Raw genomic sequence first — 22,784 nt, forward strand, 5'->3', positions numbered from 1 at the left:
GATTAAATTTTAAAAATCGATTTATAGAACAAAAAAACGCCACTCCATCAAGTGACGTTTTTTTGACTTTATTTAATTAAATAAACTTAACAAGTTTCTTGTTACTAGTAATATATTTACCATTTCCAATATAGAATCTAGTTAATCCTTTATATTTCACAACTCGCTTAACTCTAATCTCTGCTCCAGGCTTGTAATACTTACCCTTATCAGCATTGAAAGTCTTAGTACTATGAGCACGGGCACCAAGTGGATTCAAAACCTTAACCACCTTTTCACCAGCAGCATTATAATCAGCGGTTTGATAATAAGCATTGACTAAATAGCCACTCTTAGCAGTAAGATAACCATGCTTAACGTTATTAGTTAAATGACTCTTAACATAGTAACGAACTAAACCACTACTTGATACAGCGATTCGATTAATCTTAAATTCACTAATGTTTCTTTGAATGGTCTTATTATACTTCTTGATTCGATCCGCAGCATAAAAGTTCTTGCTGTCATATAGATAAAGCGCCCGATTGTTATATACATATAGTGGATGTTTCTTCAACTTGTTGTTGAATTCGGTCACATATCCATACTTATAACCAGCTGATTGTCCATCCAAAGATTCCACAGCATAAGCCTTCTTATCAGCAGCTTTCTTACCACTAGCAACATCCCGTAAGTAAGCCGTTCTACCAGCATCATATGCTCTTGCATAATCAGATTGGTAAAGAGCTGACTTCCCAGTAAAGTCAGTTTTGGCACTCTGCCCATTGTATGCGTCAGAATAACCATCAAAGGCCCCCGTATAAGTTGGATCGTTAGTGTAGATTGGATCACTCTTATAACCATCGGTAGCATCATCCAACCCGCGTTGATAATTATCAATGTTCCCTACGGTGGTCCCAGAAGCAGCAGTTCCATCTGGATTGATCAATCCAGAATTACCACTTCCGCCAATTTGATCAATATCAGGCGTTGCTACTCCGGCAGCACTGGCTGCAGAAAAGACGATCCGAGCTGCTAAAATCATTATTTGATAATCACTGGCGGCCCGATTAGCTGCCGAACTAGCTTGTGATGTTGCCAAACTAGCAGCAGCGTTAGCAGAAGTAATTTGACCATCAGCAACTGAAACAACGCTAGCAGCGGAACCAGCAACTGAAGTGTAGCTATCTCCCGCGGCTATATCGCCACGGGCATAGGCTGCCGATGCAGATTGATATGCAGCACTAGCAGTCACGTTCGCTGCACTGGCCACTGCGTAGGCACTATTAGCAGCACTTGAAGCAACGCTTGCGGCAGCATAAGCACTAGCTGCCACGCTATTTGCCATAATTGCATCAGCAGATGCAGATCCAATTGTAACCGTAGCAGAACTAACTTGGGTCGCATAACTATTATTAGTGGCATTGGCATTACTTGCATATACATTAGCAACAACAGAAGCAACACTATAAGCAGTTATAGCCGCTTGTGATGCCTGCGAAGTGCTTGAACTTGCAACGGATGAGTAGTAAGCAGCCTGATTATTATTGCTAATAATTAATGATGTTGCACTATTAACAACGGTGTTATTAGAAGCTGCTTGGCTAGCATATGATGATGCCAAGATAGCTTGACTACTCGTAGTAGGATTTACGATATAGCCAGCACCAGCACTAACAGTGGCTGCTGATTGTGCAGCAGAATTGGCAGCAATCACCATTTGTGCAGCTGATTGAGCAACTGCAAAGTAACTAGCAGCACTAACGTAAGCAAGTGAAGCGACCGCATTGGCACTAGCAGCAACAACAGAAGCACTTTGTGCAACTACCGCATTTGAACTGGCAACTTGATTAGCACTATTAACCAACGCATTAGCGCTGCTAAAGGCTGCTGAATTGCCGTTGTTAGCAAAGCTATTTGCAACCGATGCTTGCACGCTAGCTACAACAGCGGCACTCACCACTGCAGTACTTGCTGAAGCAGCGGTACTAGCGGCACTGGATGCAACTTGGTTAGCAGACTGCCCCTTAGTAGTTGCACTCACAGCCCCTGCGTAAGCTGAACTAGCAATCACATTGGCGCTCGATGCAAGCGCAGCAGCAGATTGAACAAATGGATTTCCAGGAGCTGCAGATGCAGCTGCGCTAGCTTGTCCGTTAGCCGTTGATGCTTGAGAAGTAATCGCAGCAATTTGATTCGTTGATGAACTAGCTAAACTAACGAATTGGGAAGCGGCACTAGCAGCAGCAACTCCACCACTGGTAGCAATGGAAGCAGCACTATTAAAGTTAGTTGCATTTGAAATGTTAGCAACGGCTGAGTTAGCAGTGTTGGCAGCTGAACTAGCAACGACCGATGCACTTGTGGCAACGAATGCAGCACTGGAAGCAACTGACACCGCTGAACTAGCAACGTTCGAGTCGCTGGTTGCACTTGCTAAGGCAGCGTTAGCAACACTGGCAGCACTAACAGCTTGGTGACTATAACTATCACCAGATTGAGAATTACCATTTGCATATTCTGAAGCAGCAGCTATGGATGCACTGTTAGCAATGGAAGCAGCACTGGATGCAATTGCACTTTGACTAACCGCATCACTAGCAGCAGAAGCCGCATTTGACTTAGCCAATGCTGCAGTGTCGTTCGCACTGGATGCAGCTGAATTAGCTACGTTCGCAACCACAGTGGCTGAACTAACAACTGATGACGCACTGGCAACTGCTGAGTTAGCTGGGAATTGTGTTGCATAACTGCTTAATTGACTATTGTCATTATTTGCAACGCTGGTAGCACTTGCAGCTCCGCTATCGGCAATGCTAGCAACCTTCGCATAGCTATCAGCATTACTTGCGTTTGATATTGTCGCACTAGCAACTCCTGTAGTTGCATCAGCTGCTGATTCAGCAGCGGAAGCAGTACTGTTGTTACCAGGAAGCGAAGCTGCTGCTGAACTCAAGGCTCCATTAGCAACAGAAGCTGCAGAACTGGCTACGATTGATGCACTTGTGGCTGATTGAGCAGCATTCGATGCCGCATTGACCGCTGAACTAGCAACGCTAGAATCATTCGCTGCTTGAACCGCAGCTGCGCTGGCATCATCAGCAGCCGTTGATGCCTGGCGACTATAACTATCACCAGCCTGTGAATCACCCGCAGCATAGGCAGATGATGCAGCGCTGGATGCACTAGTGGCTTTAGAAGCAGCAGCACTAGCAATCGCATTTTGACTATTAACATCGCTAGCAGCAGAATCAGCAGCATTCTTAGCTCCCATAGCAACGCTATTGGCACTAAAAGCAATTGCACTGGCGGATTTAGCAATCAAGCTAGCAGAACTGATCGTCAAAGACGCACTAGCCACCACTGAGTTACTAGGATATTCAGAAGCATAACTATTTACACTCCCATTAGCGACACTAACTGCACTGGTAGAAGCATCAGCACCGGAACTAGCAACGCTAGCAGTTTTTGCATAACTATCAGCATTACTTGCATTAGAGGTAATTGGCGCAACTAGACCAGCAACAACGGAAGCGTTAGAAGCAGCATTCGATTGCGCAACAGCTGCCGTACTATTATTAGTTGGTAATGCGGAAATCGCATCTTTTAATGCATCGTTCGCAACGGATGCAGCAGAACTAGCGATCCCAGATGCACTCGTGGCTGATTGAGCAGCATTTGATGCCACGATTGTTGCGGAATTAGCAACACTAAAGTCCTTGTTAGCCTGAACGACTGCAGAACTAGCATCTGCTGCGGCAGATGAAGCCTGCCGACTATAGCTATCTCCAGCTGACGAGTTTCCAGTAACATAAGCAAATGAAGCCGCACTCGATGCAACTGTTGCTAAAGAAGCAGCGGAACTAGCCACTGAACTTTGCAATGAAACATCATTAGCTGCAGAATCAGCATCAGCTTTAGCACTAGCGGCAACACTATTGGCACTTGATGCTACTGTGCTTGCAGAATCGGCCGTTGAACTAGCGGCACTAATCGTGGTAGCGGCGCTAGCAACAACAGAATTATCAGGATATACGGATGCGTAACTATTAACGATTCCATTCGCTGCACTGACAACACTAGTAGAGCTCGAGGCGCCAGAATTATCGCCACTAGCGACCTTAGCATAACTATCAGCGCTATTGGCATTCGCATTCGTGACGTTAGCAACGCTAGCCACTGCAGAAGAAGCGATATCGGCATTAGACTTTGCAATCGAAGCAGCATTACTGATCACTGGTAATGATGAGGCTGCAGAATCCAATGCTGACTTAGCAACCGATGCTGCTGAACTAGCAATGCTAGATGCAGAACTAGCATCACCAGCAGCACTCGCAGCTGCCGTAACCGCAGAGCTAGCAAGGGCTGAATCTTTAGCAGCTTGATCAACTGCGGACTTAGCATCATCGGCAGCAGCGGATGCTTGACGACTATAGCTACTTCCTGCCTGTGCATCATTACTAGAGTAAGCATTGGATGCAGCACTGGACGCAATACGAGCAACCGAAGCCGCACTACTTGCAACTAAGCTTTGGGTTACCACATCGTTTGAAGCTGAATCGGCAACGGATTTTGCGCTATTAGCAACACTATTAGCACTCGATGCGACTGCATTAGCAGATTTGGCCACGCTATTAGCAGAACTAATTACTTGCACCGCACTCGCCACTGCTGAATTATCTGGATATTGGGAAGCATAACTATTAATTGTATTATTAGCAGAACTAGCAGTACTAGTGGAACTATCGGCACTAGCATTCGAACGCTTAGCATTATCAGCATAACTAGTCGCATTACTTGCAGCAGAAACTGCTCCGCTAGCGATGCTGGTAGTCGTGGCAGAAGCTGAATCAGCATGTGATTTAGCAATTGAAGCCTCACTATTCGTAACAGGAAGTGCTGAAGCGGCGGCACTTAAAGCCGCCTCAGCAGCGTTCGCAGCAAAGCTAGCAACCACGGAAGCAGAAGTCGCACTGGATGCAGCATTCGAAGCTACTTGAACAGCAGAGCTAGCAACTAGTGAATCATCGGCCGCCTTAGAAGTGGCAACGCTAGCATCATCGGCAGCAGAAGATGCTTGGCGACTATAGCTATCCCCAGCTGATGAGTTCCCAGCATCGTAAGCAGATGCAGCAGCCGTGGAATTAACCCCTGCTAATGAAGCGGCATTACTTGCGATCGCACTTTGCCGATTGGCATCACTTGCAACCGAGTCAGCAACGGACTTGGCATTAGCCGCAGCACTGTTAGCGCTGTCAGCCACGTGATTAGCTGAGTCTGCAATTGAATGGGCAACACTAGTGGTGGATACAGCACTTGCCACCACGGAATTATCTGGATACTGAGCAGCATAGCTATCGACCTGGCGATTAGCATCACTAGCAACGCTAGTAGAACTACCAGCCCCTGAGTTAGCAACGCTCGCAACCTTAGCATAGCTATCGGCATTACTTGCTGCTGAAAGCGTAGCAGAATCGACACTCCCAGCAACCGATGAAGAAACCGTTGCATTAGAATTTGCAACTGAAGCTTCGCTATTCGTAACTGGCAATGCTGATTCAGCATCACTGATTGCCGCAATAGCGTTATTAGCAGCACTACTTGCCACTGTCGATGCAGAACTAGCAACTCCAGCAGCACTGGATGCTAATACAACTGCAGAAATGGTGGCACTGGCGTCTTGGGATGCTTGAGCGGCATCTGAACTAGCATCAGCTGCCACACTAGCTGCTTGACGACTATAACTGTCACCTTCTTGTTGCTTACCAGCAGCGTATGCGGAAGTAGCAGCACTAGAAACCACATTAGCTAATGAAGCGGCACTACTTGCAACTGCACTTTGGCTAGCAGCATCACTAGCAGCAGAATCAGCAACCGATTTTGCACTTGCAGCCATTTGATGAGCACTATTGGCAGATACATCTGCAACACTAGCAACTGAATTAGCAGCACTAATCACAGAAGCAGCACTGGCAACGACTGAATTAGCTGGATCCTTAGCAGCATAACTTACCGCCTTGCTATTAAGTGAATTAACGACACTGGTTGAAATACCTGCTCCTGAATTATCATCACTGGCAATTTTAGCATAACTGTCAGCAGCACTAGCGTTAGCAATGGCAACGCTATTAGCGCTACTGGTAACGACAGAAGCAGAATCGGCAGTAGACTTAGCAACCGAAGCTTCACTATCCGTAACTGGAAGAGCAGCGGCTGCGGAATTCAATGCTGCCTTTGCAGCATCGGCAGCAAAACTAGCAACAACCGAAGCCGAAGTCGCAGTGGAAGCAGCATCTGATGCGACCGAAACGGCCGAATTAGCAGCACTAGAATCAGCAGAAGCATTATTAGCTGCGACACTGGCTTCACTAGCAGCTGCAGTCGCTTGATGACTATAGCTATCACCAGCGGTAGGGTTGCCATTCGCATAAGCAGATGCGGCAGCACTGGAGGCACTATTAACAACTGAAGCAGCACTACTTGCAATTGCGCTTTGACTAGCAGCATCACTTGCAATTGAATCGACCGTACTCTTGGCACTAGTTGCAGCACTCTTAGCACTAGCCGCAACTGAATTAGCAGAGCTTGCGATCGATGAGGCAACACTAGTAGTAGAAGCCGCACTCACAACGACTGCGTTATTTGGATATGCTGAAACATAGCTATTCACCACATCGTTAGCAGAGCTTGCGGTACTCTTAGAGCTACCAGCACCAACGCTGGCGGAACTAGCAATTTTAGCATAACTATCGGCACTGCTTACGTCCGATAATGCTCCACTAGCGGTGCTAGTAGCAACAGATAAAGCAGCCTTAGCGTTAGAAACGGCCATTGAAGCTTCACTATTCATTCCTGGATATTGAGATTGAGCAGCATTTAAGGCATCCTTAGCAGCTTCAGCGGCAAAACTAGCCACAACTGAAGCTGAGCTAGCTGAATCCGCAGCAGCGGATGCGCTCGTTACGGCTGAACTAGCTGCGTTTGAATCGTTAATTGCTTGACTAGCAGCAGAACTAGCCGTGTTTAATTCATCAGAAGCTTGACTATTGAATTGATCACCCGATTGTGGATCACCAGCAGCGTATGCTGATGAAGCAGCACTCTTGGCAATTGCTGCATTGGAAATGGCCACAGAGGCATTTTTACTTTGTTCCACCACATCACTTGAAGCTGAGTCAGCAACCGATTTGGCGTTTATCGCAGCACTATTGGCACTAGATGCAACTGAATTAGCAGAACTAGCGATCGAAGCAGCAGTACTAGTCGTTGCAGAATCACTCACCACAACCGAGTTATCTGGATGGGCGGACGCTAGACTATTAACGGTTCCGCTAGCAGAACTAGCGAAGCTGGTTGATTGATCGGCTCCCGAATTATCAGCACTAGCTACCTTAGCGTAACTATCAGCTGTGCTAGCGGCTGAAATCGTCGGTGCAACAAGATCTGAACCACTACTAGTAACTGCTGATTGCGCAGAATTCAAAGCCGCATTAGCAGCATCATTTGCTGCACTGGCAACGCTGGATGCATTCACCGCACTTCTGGCGGCGCTGGCAGCATCGTTAACTGCGGAACTGGCAACATCACTAGCAGAATTGGCTTGACTAACCGCGACACTAGCATCAGAAGCAGCAGCAACTGCTTGTTTCACATAGGCATCCCCAGCAGTACTATTCCCCGCTACATATGCAGATGAGGCGGCACTTGCGGCACTGGATGCAGTATATGAGTCTTGTTCAGCAGTTGAGCGTTGCTTTTCCACTTCGTTGGCGGCTGATGAAGCAACCGACTTAGCGCTAACAGCAACACTATTAGCACTGGATGCATCATTAGATGCAGACTGAGCAGCGGAACTAGCGGAGCTAATCGTATTAGCAGCGCTAGCCACAACGGAATTATCTGGGTATGACGAAGCATAGCTGTTGACTGCATTGGTAGCAGAACTAACTGCACTGGTGGAACTATTTGCTCCTGAACTAGCGGCACTGGCAACGCTAGCGTATTTATCTGCAGCATTGGAGTTTGCTCCATTGGCACTCGCAATCGAATCAGCTAGGCTGGCAGCGGAAGAAGCAGCCACTTTTGCGCTTTGTGCTGCAATGTTTCCTGGGAGGGCTGGGTTGCTTCCGTGTTCACTGGCCAGTGAATTAGCAACGCTGGTCGCACTAGCAGCTTGACTAGCAAGTGATTGTACGGCAGAAGTAGCACTAGCTCCTTGATTAGCAGCGCTATCAACATCTTGTTTAGCCTGACTAGCATCGCTAGTAGCAGCATCAGCATCAGATTGAGCACTCTTGGCAACTGAAGCGGCACTGGAAGCCTGTTCGGCATATGACTTTGCAGCAGCACGATCACCACCGGCAACGGCGCTGGAGGCAGCTACAGAATCAGCTGACGCAACACTTGAAGCGGAATCAGCAATGACAGAAGCACTACTAATCTTAGCAGCGTTGCTGTCAACCCGACTCTTTGCAGAAGCGACAGCTGAACTAGCACTAGCCACTTGTTGGGCGACGGATGCAACACTTTGGGCCGCCGTTGAAGCATTCTTAACCGCACTGGCAATCGATGAATCATCTGGATAATATGAAGCGATTACGCTGGCTGCTGTGCTGGCGGAATTGGCAGAACTGACTGCAGTGTTAGCAGCGGATTGGTTAGCAGTAGCAGTGTTAGCAGCACTTTGCGCACTGGAAACGATTGGAGCAACCACCGCTGAATCTGAACTTACAGCAGCAGATGCACTGCTGGCAACCGAACTGGCGGAACTAGCAACACTATTATAATCACCAGCTAAAACGGCCTCGGTCGCTTTTGAAGCGACTTTACTAGCATCAGCAATGGCGCTGGAAGCCACTACCTGTGCAGACGAAGCCTGCGAAGCAGCAACGGAAGCGGCCTTAGCATATAGGTTGGCAGTACTTGATGCAGATTGGGCAACGCTACTGTCACTAGAAGCTTGATCAGCAGCCTTTGAGGCAATCGATTCGGCCGAACTAGCTCCCGATGGATCGTTAGAATTGGCAGCGCTGTTGGCAATGCTATCGTATTGCGATGCAATCGATGCCTGTGTATTCGCATTGCTAGCAGCAGAATTAGCGGAACTAGCGGCACTATCGGCGGCATCCTTTGCAACAGAAGCGGCACTGGATGCCTGTTTAGCAGCGGATGAGGCCGAATTAGCAACTGATGTGTCACTAGCAACTGCACTAACCGCACTGTTGATGACAGAATCACTTGTGTTCTCAGAACTCAAACTAGCCACTTGATTATTAGCTGAAGAGAGCGAACCCATTGATTGGTTAATCGCATCAGAAGCTTGACTGGCGGCGGTTGAATACTTAGCCGCATCGTTAGCAGCAGATTGAGCACCGCTCGCTCCACTTGCAGCTTCGTTGGCGACTGAAGCTGCCTTACTGGCATCACTGTAATCATTATCAGCATCGCTAGCGTATTGACTTCCGGCCTTACCATTAATTGCTGCATCAGCGTTAGCAACAGCACGGTTGGCACTAGAAGCGACCGAACTAGCATGAGAAGCAGTAGCGTTAGCACTGGCAGCGGTGCTGTTGGCTAGGCTCGCAGCTTGATCAGCATTGTTTGCGTCTGATTGTGCTGACTTAGCAACTTCAGCAGCACTGGATGCCTGGTCGGCATAGGAATGGGCCACCGAGTTGTTCCCACTGGCCACCGCATTAGATGCTGCTGCAGAAGCACTAGCAGCAGTGCTGGCGGCAGAGCTAGCAATAACGCTCGCACTGGCAACAATACTAGCATTGCTTACTACTTGTGATTTTGCAGTCTCAGCAGCTGATTGCGCACTAACTGCTTGACTGGCAGCACTATTAGCAACCGAGTTGGCAGAACTAGCAACCTGCGCTTGACTAACAATGGCAGAATCGTTTGGATGTAAAGCGGCAATTGATTGGGCATCGCTGTTCAACGAACTGGCACCTGAAGCAAAGTTATTGGCACTACTTACGTCATCAGCAATTGCAGAAGCATAGGAGGTAGCACTAACAATCGATGAATTAACGTCAGCAGAGGTTCCACTAATTGCAGCGGAAGCACTCGAGGCAGCAGAACTAGCGGAACTGGCTTCATGGTTGTAATCAGCCCCATCGTTGACGCTATTGCTGACAGCAGCAATGGCGGAAGAAGCAACGGAGGCGACACTAGCGATCGTTGATTGCGCACTGGAAGCCTTAGCAGCTGCGGCGTTTCCACTATCAGTCGCTGCTTGAGCATTCGAATTAGCGGATTGGACCGCATCATTGGCTGAACTAGCAAGGCTCGCAGCCGACTTAGCAGCTGTGGCAGCAGATGATGCAGCACTCACATCACCATTAGCAGCATAACTAATTGCAGCACTAGCAGCGGCATTGGCAACACTAGATTGCACAGCTGCTGAATTGGCAGCATCAGCAGCGGATTGAGCAGCAGCACTGGCTGCGGATGAAGCCGAATTAGCAACGCTGGATGCAACGGACGCATCGATCGAAGCGGAACTGGCAATGACACTGGCGCTATTAACCACGCTGGCGGCACTTTGGACACTAGCGTTAGATGGATTGGAATTGATTAAACTATTGATGGCACTACTTGCTGATGCGACCGAACTCATTGTTTGACTAGCAGTACTGGAAGCTGCACTGGCTTCTGAAGAGTACTTAGCAGAACTGCTCAACACAGCAACACTGCTAGCGGTCTGTTGCGCATTATTGGTGGTATTAGCAGCAGAAGATGCTTGGGCCTTGGCCTCGTTGGCATAGCTGGAAGCACCACCGATGGCACTATTAGCAGTGCTTTCTGCACTTTGAACGGTGTTATTAGCTGAAACAGCATTGCTGGCAGCCGAAGATGCCTTGGCAGAAGCAGCGGAAGCAGTATTGGATGCAATCACGGCATTAGACTGGGCAACTGAGGCATTGCTGATGGCAGATTGGGCGCTATTAGCCGCAGCACTGGCAGCACTAGCTGCGCTAGAAGCCGCCACGGGATCACCGCTAGCAGCGGCTTGACTAGCAGCCGTTGAAGCACTCTTGGCTGCACTAGCGGCAGAATTGGCCACACTAGCTGCTGCTGAGGCAGTCACACTTGCACTACTTGCATCGTTGCTGGCGGATTGGGCGGCCGTGTTGGCAGAGTCGGCATCAGAAGCAGCGGATTGGGCCACTGAGTTGGCGCTCGCTACTCCAGATGCAGCACTTTGAACGGTTGAGTTGTTCGGGTTAGCAGATGCCATCGACTTGACCTGGGCGTTGGCATCGGAAGCTTCCTTAGCGGCACTGGCAGCGGCACTATCACTAGCAGAAGCCCCAGATGCTGCATCGTTGGTCTGACTAGTTAACGATGCAACGTTGGATGGGTTAGCAGAATCGCTCGTCAACGAATTAGTCTTGCTATTGGCACTAGCGGCATTACTATCGGCAGCACTGGCAGTCGAGTTAGCAAGTGAAGCTGCTCTAGCGGCCGCATTGCTGTTGGCACTGGCGACGCTGGATAGTGCACTAGCTGCAGCACTGCTTGCTGCAGCCACACTGGATTCAGCACTTTGCGCAGAATTATAGGCGCTAGAAGCCACCTGACTGGCCGCATTAGCACTGGAGACCGCGTTTTGAGCAGCGGAATTCGCCACTGCTGCATCGGAAGCGGCGGAAGAAGCCTTATTAAAGTTACCAGCGGATTCATAACTAGAAGCAAGCACGGAGGCGCTCTGCGCACTGGCAATCGCCTGACTAGCGGCTTGACTAGCGGTTGAATAATTAGAAGCCGCATTATCAGCATCGTTTTTGGCAGACTGAGCTACCGAATTAGCAACTGAACCTGCTGATTGGGCACTGTTCAATGCACTATTAGCAGCACTGGCAACCGATTGATCGCTGTTAATTTGCGAATCGTTGGGATAAAGGCTGGCAACACTACTAATGGCAGCCGAAGCACTATTTCCAGATTGTTGGGCAGCACTAACGGCGTTGGCTTCTGATTGGGCCTTAGAGGCTACTGAATCGGCATTGCTGACGTTAGCACTCACGCTACTTGATAAACTACTAATGCTGTCGGCGGCACTTTGAGCCCCTGAAACGGCGGAGCTGGCCTTGCTGTTTGCATTGTCAACCCCATCGCTGTAGATGCTGTTGGCAACACTGGCAAACTTCGCAGCCGCGTTCGAAGCATTAACGGCGCTATCGGTCAGTTGGGCAGCAGCACTAACGGCACTGCTGAAGTTAGAATAATCAGCACTGGCGGATGAGACTGCAGCGCTTGCTAAAGAAGCATAGTAAGAGGCACTGGAGGCATCACTATCGGATGGGCCGAAGTTGCTCAACTTGGCTTCGGCGTTGTTATTTGAGGTAACGTTGTTGGCGTATGAAGATGCCAAACTAGCGTAGCTGCTGACGTTGTTCGATTGAACAATGTAGTCACTATTAGCAGAAGTTGCTAAGCTAGTGGCGACTTGGGCTTGGGAGTTGTACTCAGAAGCATTCGAACTATTAATCGTCATTGCACTAACGGCACTAGCCATTGATGATTGCATTGCAACTGCAGATGGATATCCCTGTGAGGCCAACGATTGCATGGCACTTGATTGACTGACCACGCTGGTGTAACTAACGTTCGTCGCACTAGCGGCACTAGCGGCCTTAACGGCGTAACTAGAATTGTTGATCGCAGTCGAGCTAATCGCACTGCCGTTCGAGCTAGCAAAGGCGGTCATACTGCTGCCAGCTGAAGAAGCCTGCAATGAAGAAGCATTGGCTTGATCAATTGCTGGTTGGTTAATTAGGTAGAGTGGATCAGTAATTGCGTGGTTCTTGATACTGCCAGAATAGATCTGGGTATTAGAAACGTTGAACGGACTGGTTGTTGGGTTAATGATGTTACTACTGGTGTAGGTATTCCCGTTCTTATCTTCATAGAGTTCACTATCGATCGTTGAAACGAAGTAGTGCGCAGTAACAGACAACGAGTTAACGATCGCATTCGTGCTGCTGGTTGCCGCCTTAAAGTCGTTCAACCAACTGGCGGGAACCCGATAGCTAAATGGCATTGAGGTCACTAACTGTCCGTTCACGTAGCTCACCGGAAGCGTATTAGTGTATTTATTACCGTCCCCATCAACATCGGTCTTAGGATCATCAACGACTCCCTGGCCGTTGTTGTCAATTAGAAGTTGGTGCCCGTTGACGACCACACTCATGTAGACTGGCTTATTCTTCAAGGATTCAGGGATGTTATTGACCCCCGTCAAAGAGAGGGTTCCAGAAATTTCGTATTCATTAACGTCGGTTCCATCCCCGTTGACCACCTTTTGGACGTTCAGTGGACTAATGAAGTTGGCGGTTGGCGATGCCGTAAACGACAGGTACTTGGAATTGGTAATTGAAGTCGAGCCATTGACACCGTTACTTGGCAGATTTTCAAAAGCCTTGTCCTGGGCGTTGTAATACAGGATGTTCCCACTGGCTGGAATCTTAACTGCGTAGTAGGCTCCCTGCGCATTCCCGTTGTTATCCACACTAACCGCATAGGCGTTGAAGTTAGCGTTGGAAATAATCCCCGCACTTTGCTTTTGGGCGGGATCCGAATGGGTGGTGTCTAGATCAAAGACAACGTCCTGCCCTGGGGTATTAATGTTAACAGTCCCTTGGGTGTACAGTAGCGTCGGGTTGCTGGTCCCATCCGATGACAGGATCAGGTTCCCACCGTTTACAACGTTCAAGGTAGCGTTCGAACCCAATTGGAGAACGTATGGGTTCCCGGTTCCGGTAACGTTGTTGATCGTGGATTGCAATAATCCGTTCGTTTCGGATGTCACGGTACCACCAATATAGGTAACGATGTTTTGGTAGTCGGTCATGTTTTTCCCTAACACGTTGAACTGACCGCTGTTCTTAACATCCAGGTTCCCTTCGATATCAACTGGGTAGGCGGCTGGTTTACTGTTGATCGAGACGTTGACGGACCCACCATCGACAACCATGTTGGCACCAGAGGCTAGGTAGAGGGCACTGGTCCCCCAGCTACTGTTCCCGGTATTACTGGAACTCCCAGTCTGCATGTTCCCGGTGTTGATGTTGACAGTCCCGTTGATCACAGCAGTCCCCTTAGCGTATAGCCCTTGTGCTCTGACACTTTGTGAACCATGCTTGATTGAAGGAGCTGCTGCGGATTGCCCAAAGTAGGTACTGGCATCCCCGTTCGGGTTCAAATTAACCGTGGCACCCTTTTGGACGTTGAACTGGCCCTGTAATTCAATTACGGTCCCATTATTGGTATAACCGTTGTAGGTCGCCCCGCTCATCACGGTCATCGAAATAACTTCAAGGTTCCGACTGTTGGTAACGTCGGCATAGTGGGTCGCCGTATCGCTAGGAATCCCTGAAACGGTAAAACTTGGCACACTGTTAACGGTCACGTTATTTTGAATGTAGGCGTTCAAGTTATTGGCTTGAATCATTTGTGGTCCCGTGTAGGTTACGTTATTAATGTAGGTATCGGTGGTCAGTGGTTTTCCAGAACCCAAATGGTCGGTAATGATCCCGTATTGGGAGGTCCCGTACATGTTTTGGTTCATCAACGTGATCGTCCGCGTGTTCATTGGACTGTAGTCAACCCCACCGTAGTCGATGTTGGCCCAGGTTCCGTCGGCCTTTAACCCGTTGATCACAAAATCCTTGGTGTTATCGTTCTTAGTCACCTGACGAGTTTGGACCGCATCGGTCACCCCTTGGGCCTGGTGTAAGTCGATGTCATTTAAAACGTTAATATGGTAGACGTTCGGGTTCATCACTGCATCATTAAATTCTTGGGCCGTGGTAACGTTGACAGTCGTGTTGGTGGTCCCCTGCGCATTCAAACCGGCGGAAGTAGCGTTAGCATAGTTGCTCGAAGTGGCCGAATATTCACTGTTGATTGCGATCACAGCGGCACTGGCACTATTGTAGAGCACGGTTGCTAGCGATAGGTTCGAAGCGTTAGCACTCGAAACATTCGTCAATTCACCAGCATAGGCACTAACGGCATAACTAGTCAGCACTTTATACTTGTAATTAGTAGCTGAACTATTGGTCGTATTTGCACTAGATTGGTAGCTTTGCATTAAACTATATGCGGAGCTCAATACAGCTGCATTACTACTCATTGCAGAATAGGAATCAATCGAGGCGCTATTAGAATTGGCATAACTCATAGCAACAGCCACGGAGCTAAACATTGCAGAAACCGCACTAGTTTGTGAATTAACGGCACTCCCTTGTGAAATGACCGTATCCAATTGAGACTGTGCACTTGCAACTACAGGATCAGCGCTGGCAGAAGAAGCCGCAATACTGGAATTAGCACTATCAATGGCACTGTTAACCTGGCTTACGAAACTGCTAGAAGAATTGCCAGTGCTTGAATTATTACTGCCCGTTGAGGCACTGCCACTCCCACTGCTAGTATTACTGGTTCCACTAGCACTAGTGGTTGATGATGAGGAACTACTCCCATTGGTAGAACCACTATTGGACCCACTAGTACTGCTAACCGTAGAACTATTCGTACTATCGCTAGTTACGCTACTTCCAGTTGAGCTAGCAGAAGCACCCCCTGATTGCTTATCAGCAGAACTACTGCCACTGTTATCATTATTAATAGAAGGATTGGTGTCGGCATTAACCGTCACTGCTTTTTCAGCAATCGTTGCTCCCCCTAAAGCGGCAAGCATTGACACTGAAACTACGACCCATTGCCTTTTCACTTTCTTTAATGCTTTTTTATCATTTACTTTATTAAAACGATATTTATTATAAGGCAAATTAATCACTCCCTAATTATTCTGAATCAAAATACATAAAATAAACCAAAATTGGAATAATTTTATTATGTAAAAACCATAATGTATCAAATATTATTATACGCTAGTAACATATTTAATACATAACAAAAAACAACGTAGTTTAATTTAAATTTTAAAACCGGATTAGATTAGCTTATTAAACAAATTCAAAAATAGTGTATAATTAAGCGTTGTTTGTGGGTTCAATAACCATGTGGTAATATATCCATTGGAATTGAGCTCAACGCTTATTAGCAACGATCAATTCAACTAAACAATAAATATTTAGAACTCGAGGGATTTTTTTGAATAAAAAGATGTTATCGGGATCATTTTGGCTGTCTTTTGGTAGTATTTTCTCCAGGGTGTTAGGGATCGTCTATCTAATTCCATGGTTAATAATGATTGGTAGCTACAGTGATCAGTTAAATGCGCAAGCAGTGTTCAATGCTTCATATACACCATATGCATTACTAATCGCGGTTGGAACTGCTGGACTCCCCTCAGTAATCGCTAGACGTGTTTCATCGTTAAACTCTAGAAATCGATATCTAGATAGTGCATACGTCACTAAATTAGCATTTATAATAATGATTATCGCTGGAATTATATGTGGACTCGTTTTGTACATTTTAGCACCATTAATTGCTCAAAATAGTCCTGTAAAATCAATCCATCAAGCAATCATTTCAATTCGAATGTTAGTTCCAGCCATCGTTATTCTGCCTTCAATGAGCATGATGAGGGGATGGTTTCAAGGGCATAGTGATATGAAACCATACGGAATCTCACAGCTTTGGGAACAATTATCACGGGTCTTATTCATTATCATTTCAACCTTTATCGTTATCAAAGTGCTTCATCATAACTATATCGTTGCCGTTTACCTAAGTGTCTTTGGTGCATTTATTGGTTCCATTATCAGCTACTTATACTTACTGCTGTACGGCAATCATAAAAAATCAATCTATCAAAAACAGATGGATAATAGTAAGCCAAAAACCCTCAACAACGTTGTATCAACTATTTTAGGATTATGGTACGCATCAATTCCATTCGTGTTAGTCGGATCATGTATTACAATTAGCCAACTAATCGATCAAGTATTCTTCAAGCAGGTCTTGATCAACGTTAATCACATGGCTTCTGATTACGTTAACTATCTTTATACTGTCTCATCGGCTAACCCTAGTAAAATCACTACGATTATTATTTCACTGGTCACATCGGTTTCTGAAACTAGTTTGCCATTGTTTTCAGAACTACATGCCAAAAAAGAATGGTCCCAAATCAATAAGTTATTATTAGAGAACTATAAATTGCTACTATTCTTTTTAATGCCAATTGTTATTATTAGCGGATTCGCTGCTGGTCCCGTTTATACTGTTCTATTCACTCACGACCAGGTTGGAACTTATTATCTCGTCCAAAATATTATTCAAAGCATCTTTTTAGGCCTTGCCGTTAACGTATTAACGCTAATGCAGGCACTCCATGCTAGTAAAAAAGCGGTCATGTACATGTCAGTTGGAATTTTTATCAAACTAGCCTTACAGTTCCCACTGCTTAAATTATTTGGTGCAAATGGAGCAATCATCGCAACTGATGCTGCCTTTTTAGCAATCGTTGCACTCGGCTACTTTAAGTTAAACCATCTATATGGCGTAAAATTAGGCTCACTAGTCCCTATTTTGTACACCAATTCATTTTTAATCATCATCATGAGTGGTTATTACTTCACCTTCCAGCAAGTGTTTCAGCCAGTCAATCGATTAAGCAGTTTCATTTACTTAGCCATTTATGGAATCACATTCCTATTAATATATATCTTTTTGGCCAACCATACCGGAACTGCCAAGCGAATTTTTGGAATGAAATTGGGCTATCGATACTTTAAGTATAAACATTTCAAATAAAATAAGGGGTTGATCTGATTAATTTCAGATCAACCCCTTATTTTTTGTTTGAATCCAATTAAAACATCACATGCGGTTTATTTGTGATTTACATTAAACAATTTTTGCTTAGCATGATTGTAATTAATCTTTGCTGTCATTAGTTGTTTTTTATTTTTAGCATTTTGCAAATCATGTTTAGCATGTATAAAGTCATCCTTTGCTTTGGCCAATCGTACTTGTTTAAAGCGATCGAACTCGCTTCCTGAATGTGAACCGTTGTTTTGAGGTGCATATTTATGATGACGACGGGCTTGGATGAGATTAACTTGCTTTTGATTCATATCAGCATTTACGTTATCAGTTCCTTGAAAGTAAATAGTCGTGCCAGCAGCGATTGCTAATAAAATTGCTAAATGTGAAATTTTGGCTCTTAACATTTTCATCATCCCTTAAAATTATGTTACTAATCTACCCTTTAATTATATCAGCTTTATCACTAATATAAACTGAAATCACTTAATATTCATAAGGATGATCTAGTACAATATTATCATCCAAGTGATGAATAATTGTAAGTAGCGCAATCTTGATGCCATCTACTTCATCATCCAACGCCATGGTTGGCACATCATCATTATCGGAATAATTAGATGGAACATGAATAAAGCCGGCCTTCATAGTGGGGTATCTTTTGCGCATTAAGTATTGAACCTCATACATGACGTGGTTACAAACGAAATTTCCAGCTGAGGTAGAAATTTTACTATCAATCCCAATATCACGAATATTTCTAACGATTGTTTTAATTGGGATATTACTAAAGTATTCATCTTCACCATCATGATGAATCGATCTTGTAATTGGCTGGTAGCCATTATTATCGGGAATACCCGCATTATCAACATTAACAGCCACTAACTCTGGAGTAATGCCAATTCGACCGTTAGCCTGACCAATGTTTAAAACGAAATCAGGATGATGTTGTTCGATCGAATCAGCAATCATTAAACTGCTGATTTGAAACTCAGTTGGTAATGCTACTTTAACAATTTCAGCTTCATCTAGTCGATCAGGGAGTGAATGTAAAATATCCAAAGATGGATTATTAGGATGTTTATCAAATGGGGTAAAACCAGTTACTAATCCCTTCATTCAGCATCACTCCTCCCTTCAATAAGATGATAACAAGCTGACATCCTTGTCATTTTCCTATTTTGTACAGAAGTACCACTAAATTTTATGTAATCAAAAAAGTCTCTTATATGGTTCTTGACATAGTCATAAATAAAATGCTCAGCCATTTAACCACCTCTCCTCACATTTTTAATTTAATTTTAATTTAATTATAAAATAATAATAAAACGATTTCATTAAATTTAACCAAATTATTTAAATAAATTTAAAAATGTTATATTCAAGGCTTTAAAAGCACTAAAAAAACATCCTATTTTAATTTTAATTATAAAATATTATTAAAATTAAATTAAATTAAATTAATCAAAAAATTAATAAAAAGCATCCCCTATTTTTAAATAGTTGAATGCTTAAATTATATTGTTCTATTTATGCCAGATAAAATGAGAATCACGTTTTTCAATCAACCATTTACCATCCACTTTGACGTAGCGATCCTCATATCGAACGCCTTCTTGTACCTTAGATTGAGCATTTTCTAAAAAGACGTAATTATAAGCAATCCCCTCAGCATGCATTTCATCAATAAAAGTAATCGTTTGTTGGCCACTCATGTGAAAAACAGTTTCATACTCTTCCATGGATTTAGAGAACGCATCATAAATTGCTTTGCGCCCCTTTAGTTTAAAGACCACTTTGCCATTATTAATAATATTGACTTCACCATCAGAAGTGAACAATTGAACCTGTTTTTCATTTTCTTTAGTATCTGCATAGTTCGAAAATAGATCAACTAGTTGTTTTAACTTTAAACGATCATTGATTTCTTGAATATTCATTTCCATATTAAAATCTCCCTAAAGTTATTTGCTTGTGTTTTGCGGTAAGGTTCTAATGCAATTTAAAACGATTGCAATTAATGAAAGGACTAGCCCCATAAACATCACTGGGTGGATCCCATTGAAAAGCATTCTCTTTAAATGCGGCACTAGTTGGTAAGGCAATGACTGTGCAGTTTTAAAATCAGTTAACGCTGTTACCATTTTCAATGGATATTGATAATTAGTCTGTTGTGAAATCCTGATGCTAAACACCGCACCAAAAATTGCTGCCATAAAAGTTTCACCTAGGGTACGGATTAATAATCCAAATGTTGTTGACACCCCCACTAACTGCTTAGCAACTCCATCTTGAATTGAAATTTGCATAGGGGTAAACGATAGGCCCATCCCAAGTCCGTTGAAGGCTCCGCTAATCAATAACCAAAAGTATGGAGTATTTTGTGTCGCTAAAAACATTGTCAATGACGATACACAAACGCTAGATATCCCTACTCCCACAATGATCCGATATTGAATGCGTTTCATTAAGTGTGCCGTAAGCCTAGTCCCTAATAACAATAAGATCGAACCAGCAATTTGAGTTAATCCCCCATAAGTAGCATTCGTGCCCAATAATCCTTGCGACCACATCGGAGCATAAACGCTAAAGCCAATAAAGTATCCGTTGATCAAGAACATGATGATGTTTTGTGACTGGATCGGCCAATTTTTTAATAACTGAATCGGTACTAAAGCATCATCAATGCTCTTTTCCACGTGATAAAAAATAACTGATATCCCAACCGTAATTACTATTAAAATCACAGTAATTTGAAAATGGCTAGATAACGAGCTACTGGCAAATAGCAATAAAGTCAATATTATCGACAATAGTCCCGCACCCAGATAATCAAAACGACTACTCGTAGGTTTAAAATCATTAACTCGATACGTGAGCTGTAACATTAAGATAGATAGTAATCCAATCGGTAAGTTAATAAAAAACACCCAGTGCCACGAAAAATGGTCAACAATCAATCCCCCAATTATTGGACCTAGAACGGTTGATAGCGTATAAGATGCGGTCACCCAACCAACTGCCCGTGCTCGCTCAACTGGCTTAGGGTATATTTCAGCATAGATAATAAATGGAATCGAAACCATCCCACCAGTACCGATCCCCATCAATGCTCTAGCGATGATCAATATTAGCATATTAGGAGCAAGCCCCGCTAAGCCCGAACTGCAGATGAACAATAATACCGCGATTTGAAAAGCCCGTTTATTATTGATGATTTCTCCTAAGCGTCCCCATAGGACGGTTGTTATAGCAACGCCTAATAAAAATACTGAACTGATCCATCCGATTAATTGAATCCCACTCAAATCACTAGTGATCGATGGAATTGCTGTATTGACAATCGTTGCATCTAATCCACCCATAAAATTAGCGAGCAATAATGAAAACATTGCCAACGTCGTACGATCCTTATCCAACATAATCATCCCCTTATTTGTTGATATGCTGAATATTATAGGTAAATTTATAAGCTAATAAAATGGTCAATTATTTCTATATCGTGGCTTATGCCACTAATTTTTATAATCAGTGGCATAAAATTAGTTAAAAATTAAAAACACCCCCATCTGCAAGGAATGGGGGTGTTATTCGAGGAAAAATTGATGATGTACCCGTTTAGATTAAATAATTATGTAATAACAACAGAGGTTATATTCACTAATCATTAAAGGAGTTCAATCTTTAGCGTTATTAATTATTTAACCTGCTGTTATTTTACTACGGCTAACATTAAAAGTAAATTATAATTTTAATCAAAAACTAATGTAACAAAAAATTAATTATTTATTTTTTATAATTAATTTCTTAATTGTTGGTTTTAAGAGTTTAAATAAAACTTCTCCAATAATAAAACCAATTCCTAATGCAATTGCAATCAATAACGTTTTTAAAAGTCCTTGCATTGCAAGTTTGCTTAATCCTATGGTCAGTTGCTCCATGCTCTTGTAAAACAATGCACCTGGTACCAATGAAATTACAGCTGGCACAAAGACTAAGTTAACGGGCGTTTTAACAATCATTGATTCCACATTCCCAAATAAACCGACGACAATTCCTGGCAGTAGGTTGGCAACAATTACATTTGCACCCATTCCATCTGCTAGAATATACGCCAGCCAAGCCATTGCGCCGACTAGGCCCGAAGCAATTAGGGTTCGCTTGGGAACATTAGTGATTACACCAAACCCCCAAGTTGATAAAAACGCAAATAGAAATTCAACGCTCAGCACCATTTTATATCCCACCAATCAAAAATTTAATTAATAACTTGCCAATAATTACCCCACCACTAATCGAAACTGCAATCATGGTTGCTTCCATGCCAAGGATCAGTCCAGATAAAATATTTTTAGCCATAATTTCTCTAAATGAGTTTGTCAGGGCAATCCCTGGCACAATCGGCATTAACGAACTAAAGATAATCATATCAGCGTTCGTTCCAGGAACTAAAATGCTAATGAGCATCGCCAACATTCCAATTACAAAACCACCAAACGCCACATCCAAGTAAGGGGTTTTTGATTTCCCTGACATAAACCTAGTTGTTAAATAACCCATAATTCCAACGAAAAAGGATAACGCTAAGTTAACCCAATTAGTATGAAATAGTAGTAATGGAGCCACTGATACTAACCCGGCAGCTAAAATTTTACGGGTGATCGTAAAGTCAATTACCTTATTTCTAATTCTGTAATAATCATTTTTTAAATAATCATATGTAATTTTATTCTCTACAAACTGACGTGATAGATTATTAATCTCATCAACTTTTTGAAAATTAAAGTCATGCCCCTTGATCTTCATAATTTGGTTTTTGATACCGTTTTCATAGTAAACAAATATTACACCTAATTCTGCGTAACATCTTAAGTCGTGCAATCCAGCCTTATGGCCAATGAATTCAACGGTAGTTTCGACCCTATTAATTTCAGCACCACTTTCGACCAAAGTACGCCCCAATCGACAACAAAAATTAGCAATTTCATCTTGTTTATCTACCCGCAATACGCTTCCCCCCACGTGACAATTAATTTAAAACCATTATATCA

General features: G+C 44.1%; 8 protein-coding genes. 1 reads left to right on the forward strand and 7 read right to left on the reverse strand.

The annotated features are described in order from the left end of the window. Positions 1-76: 76 nt before the first annotated feature. On the reverse strand, positions 77-15,781 hold the full coding sequence (locus tag ACSVI6_RS07595) for a DUF5776 domain-containing protein (RefSeq protein WP_491721030.1): 15,705 nt from the start codon (positions 15,779-15,781) through the stop codon (positions 77-79). A 326-nt stretch (positions 15,782-16,107) separates the two neighbouring features. On the opposite strand from ACSVI6_RS07595, the gene ACSVI6_RS07600 reads away from it, so the two are divergent. Then, positions 16,108-17,718, forward strand: coding sequence for an oligosaccharide flippase family protein (locus ACSVI6_RS07600; RefSeq protein WP_491717537.1), 1,611 nt, complete (start codon positions 16,108-16,110; stop codon positions 17,716-17,718). A gap of 77 nt (positions 17,719-17,795) precedes the next feature. Here ACSVI6_RS07600 and ACSVI6_RS07605 read toward each other — a convergent pair whose 3' ends face one another. The 6 genes from ACSVI6_RS07605 to ACSVI6_RS07630 form a co-directional block, all read right to left on the reverse strand. Beyond that, complete coding sequence (locus tag ACSVI6_RS07605; RefSeq protein WP_491721031.1) at positions 17,796-18,137, reverse strand: hypothetical protein; 342 nt, start codon at positions 18,135-18,137, stop codon at positions 17,796-17,798. Between the two features lie 79 nt (positions 18,138-18,216). Continuing rightward, positions 18,217-18,852, reverse strand: coding sequence for a pyroglutamyl-peptidase I (locus tag ACSVI6_RS07610; protein ID WP_491717539.1), 636 nt, complete (start codon positions 18,850-18,852; stop codon positions 18,217-18,219). A 407-nt stretch (positions 18,853-19,259) separates the two neighbouring features. Continuing rightward, positions 19,260-19,679, reverse strand: a complete 420-nt coding sequence (locus ACSVI6_RS07615; RefSeq protein ID WP_491717540.1) for a nuclear transport factor 2 family protein — start codon at positions 19,677-19,679, stop codon at positions 19,260-19,262. An 18-nt stretch (positions 19,680-19,697) separates the two neighbouring features. Next, a complete protein-coding gene (locus tag ACSVI6_RS07620; protein ID WP_491721032.1) occupies positions 19,698-21,155 on the reverse strand; it encodes an MFS transporter in 1,458 nt (485 codons plus the stop codon). Between the two features lie 360 nt (positions 21,156-21,515). Then, complete coding sequence (locus tag ACSVI6_RS07625) at positions 21,516-21,980, reverse strand: threonine/serine exporter family protein (RefSeq protein WP_491717675.1); 465 nt, start codon at positions 21,978-21,980, stop codon at positions 21,516-21,518. Further along, entirely contained in the window at positions 21,970-22,740 is a 771-nt protein-coding gene (locus tag ACSVI6_RS07630) for a threonine/serine exporter family protein (protein WP_491717542.1), read from the reverse strand. The genes ACSVI6_RS07625 and ACSVI6_RS07630 overlap by 11 nt, the downstream gene beginning before the upstream one ends. Positions 22,741-22,784 lie beyond the last annotated feature (44 nt).

It is taken from the genome of Nicoliella sp. ESL1106, assembly GCF_058509965.1.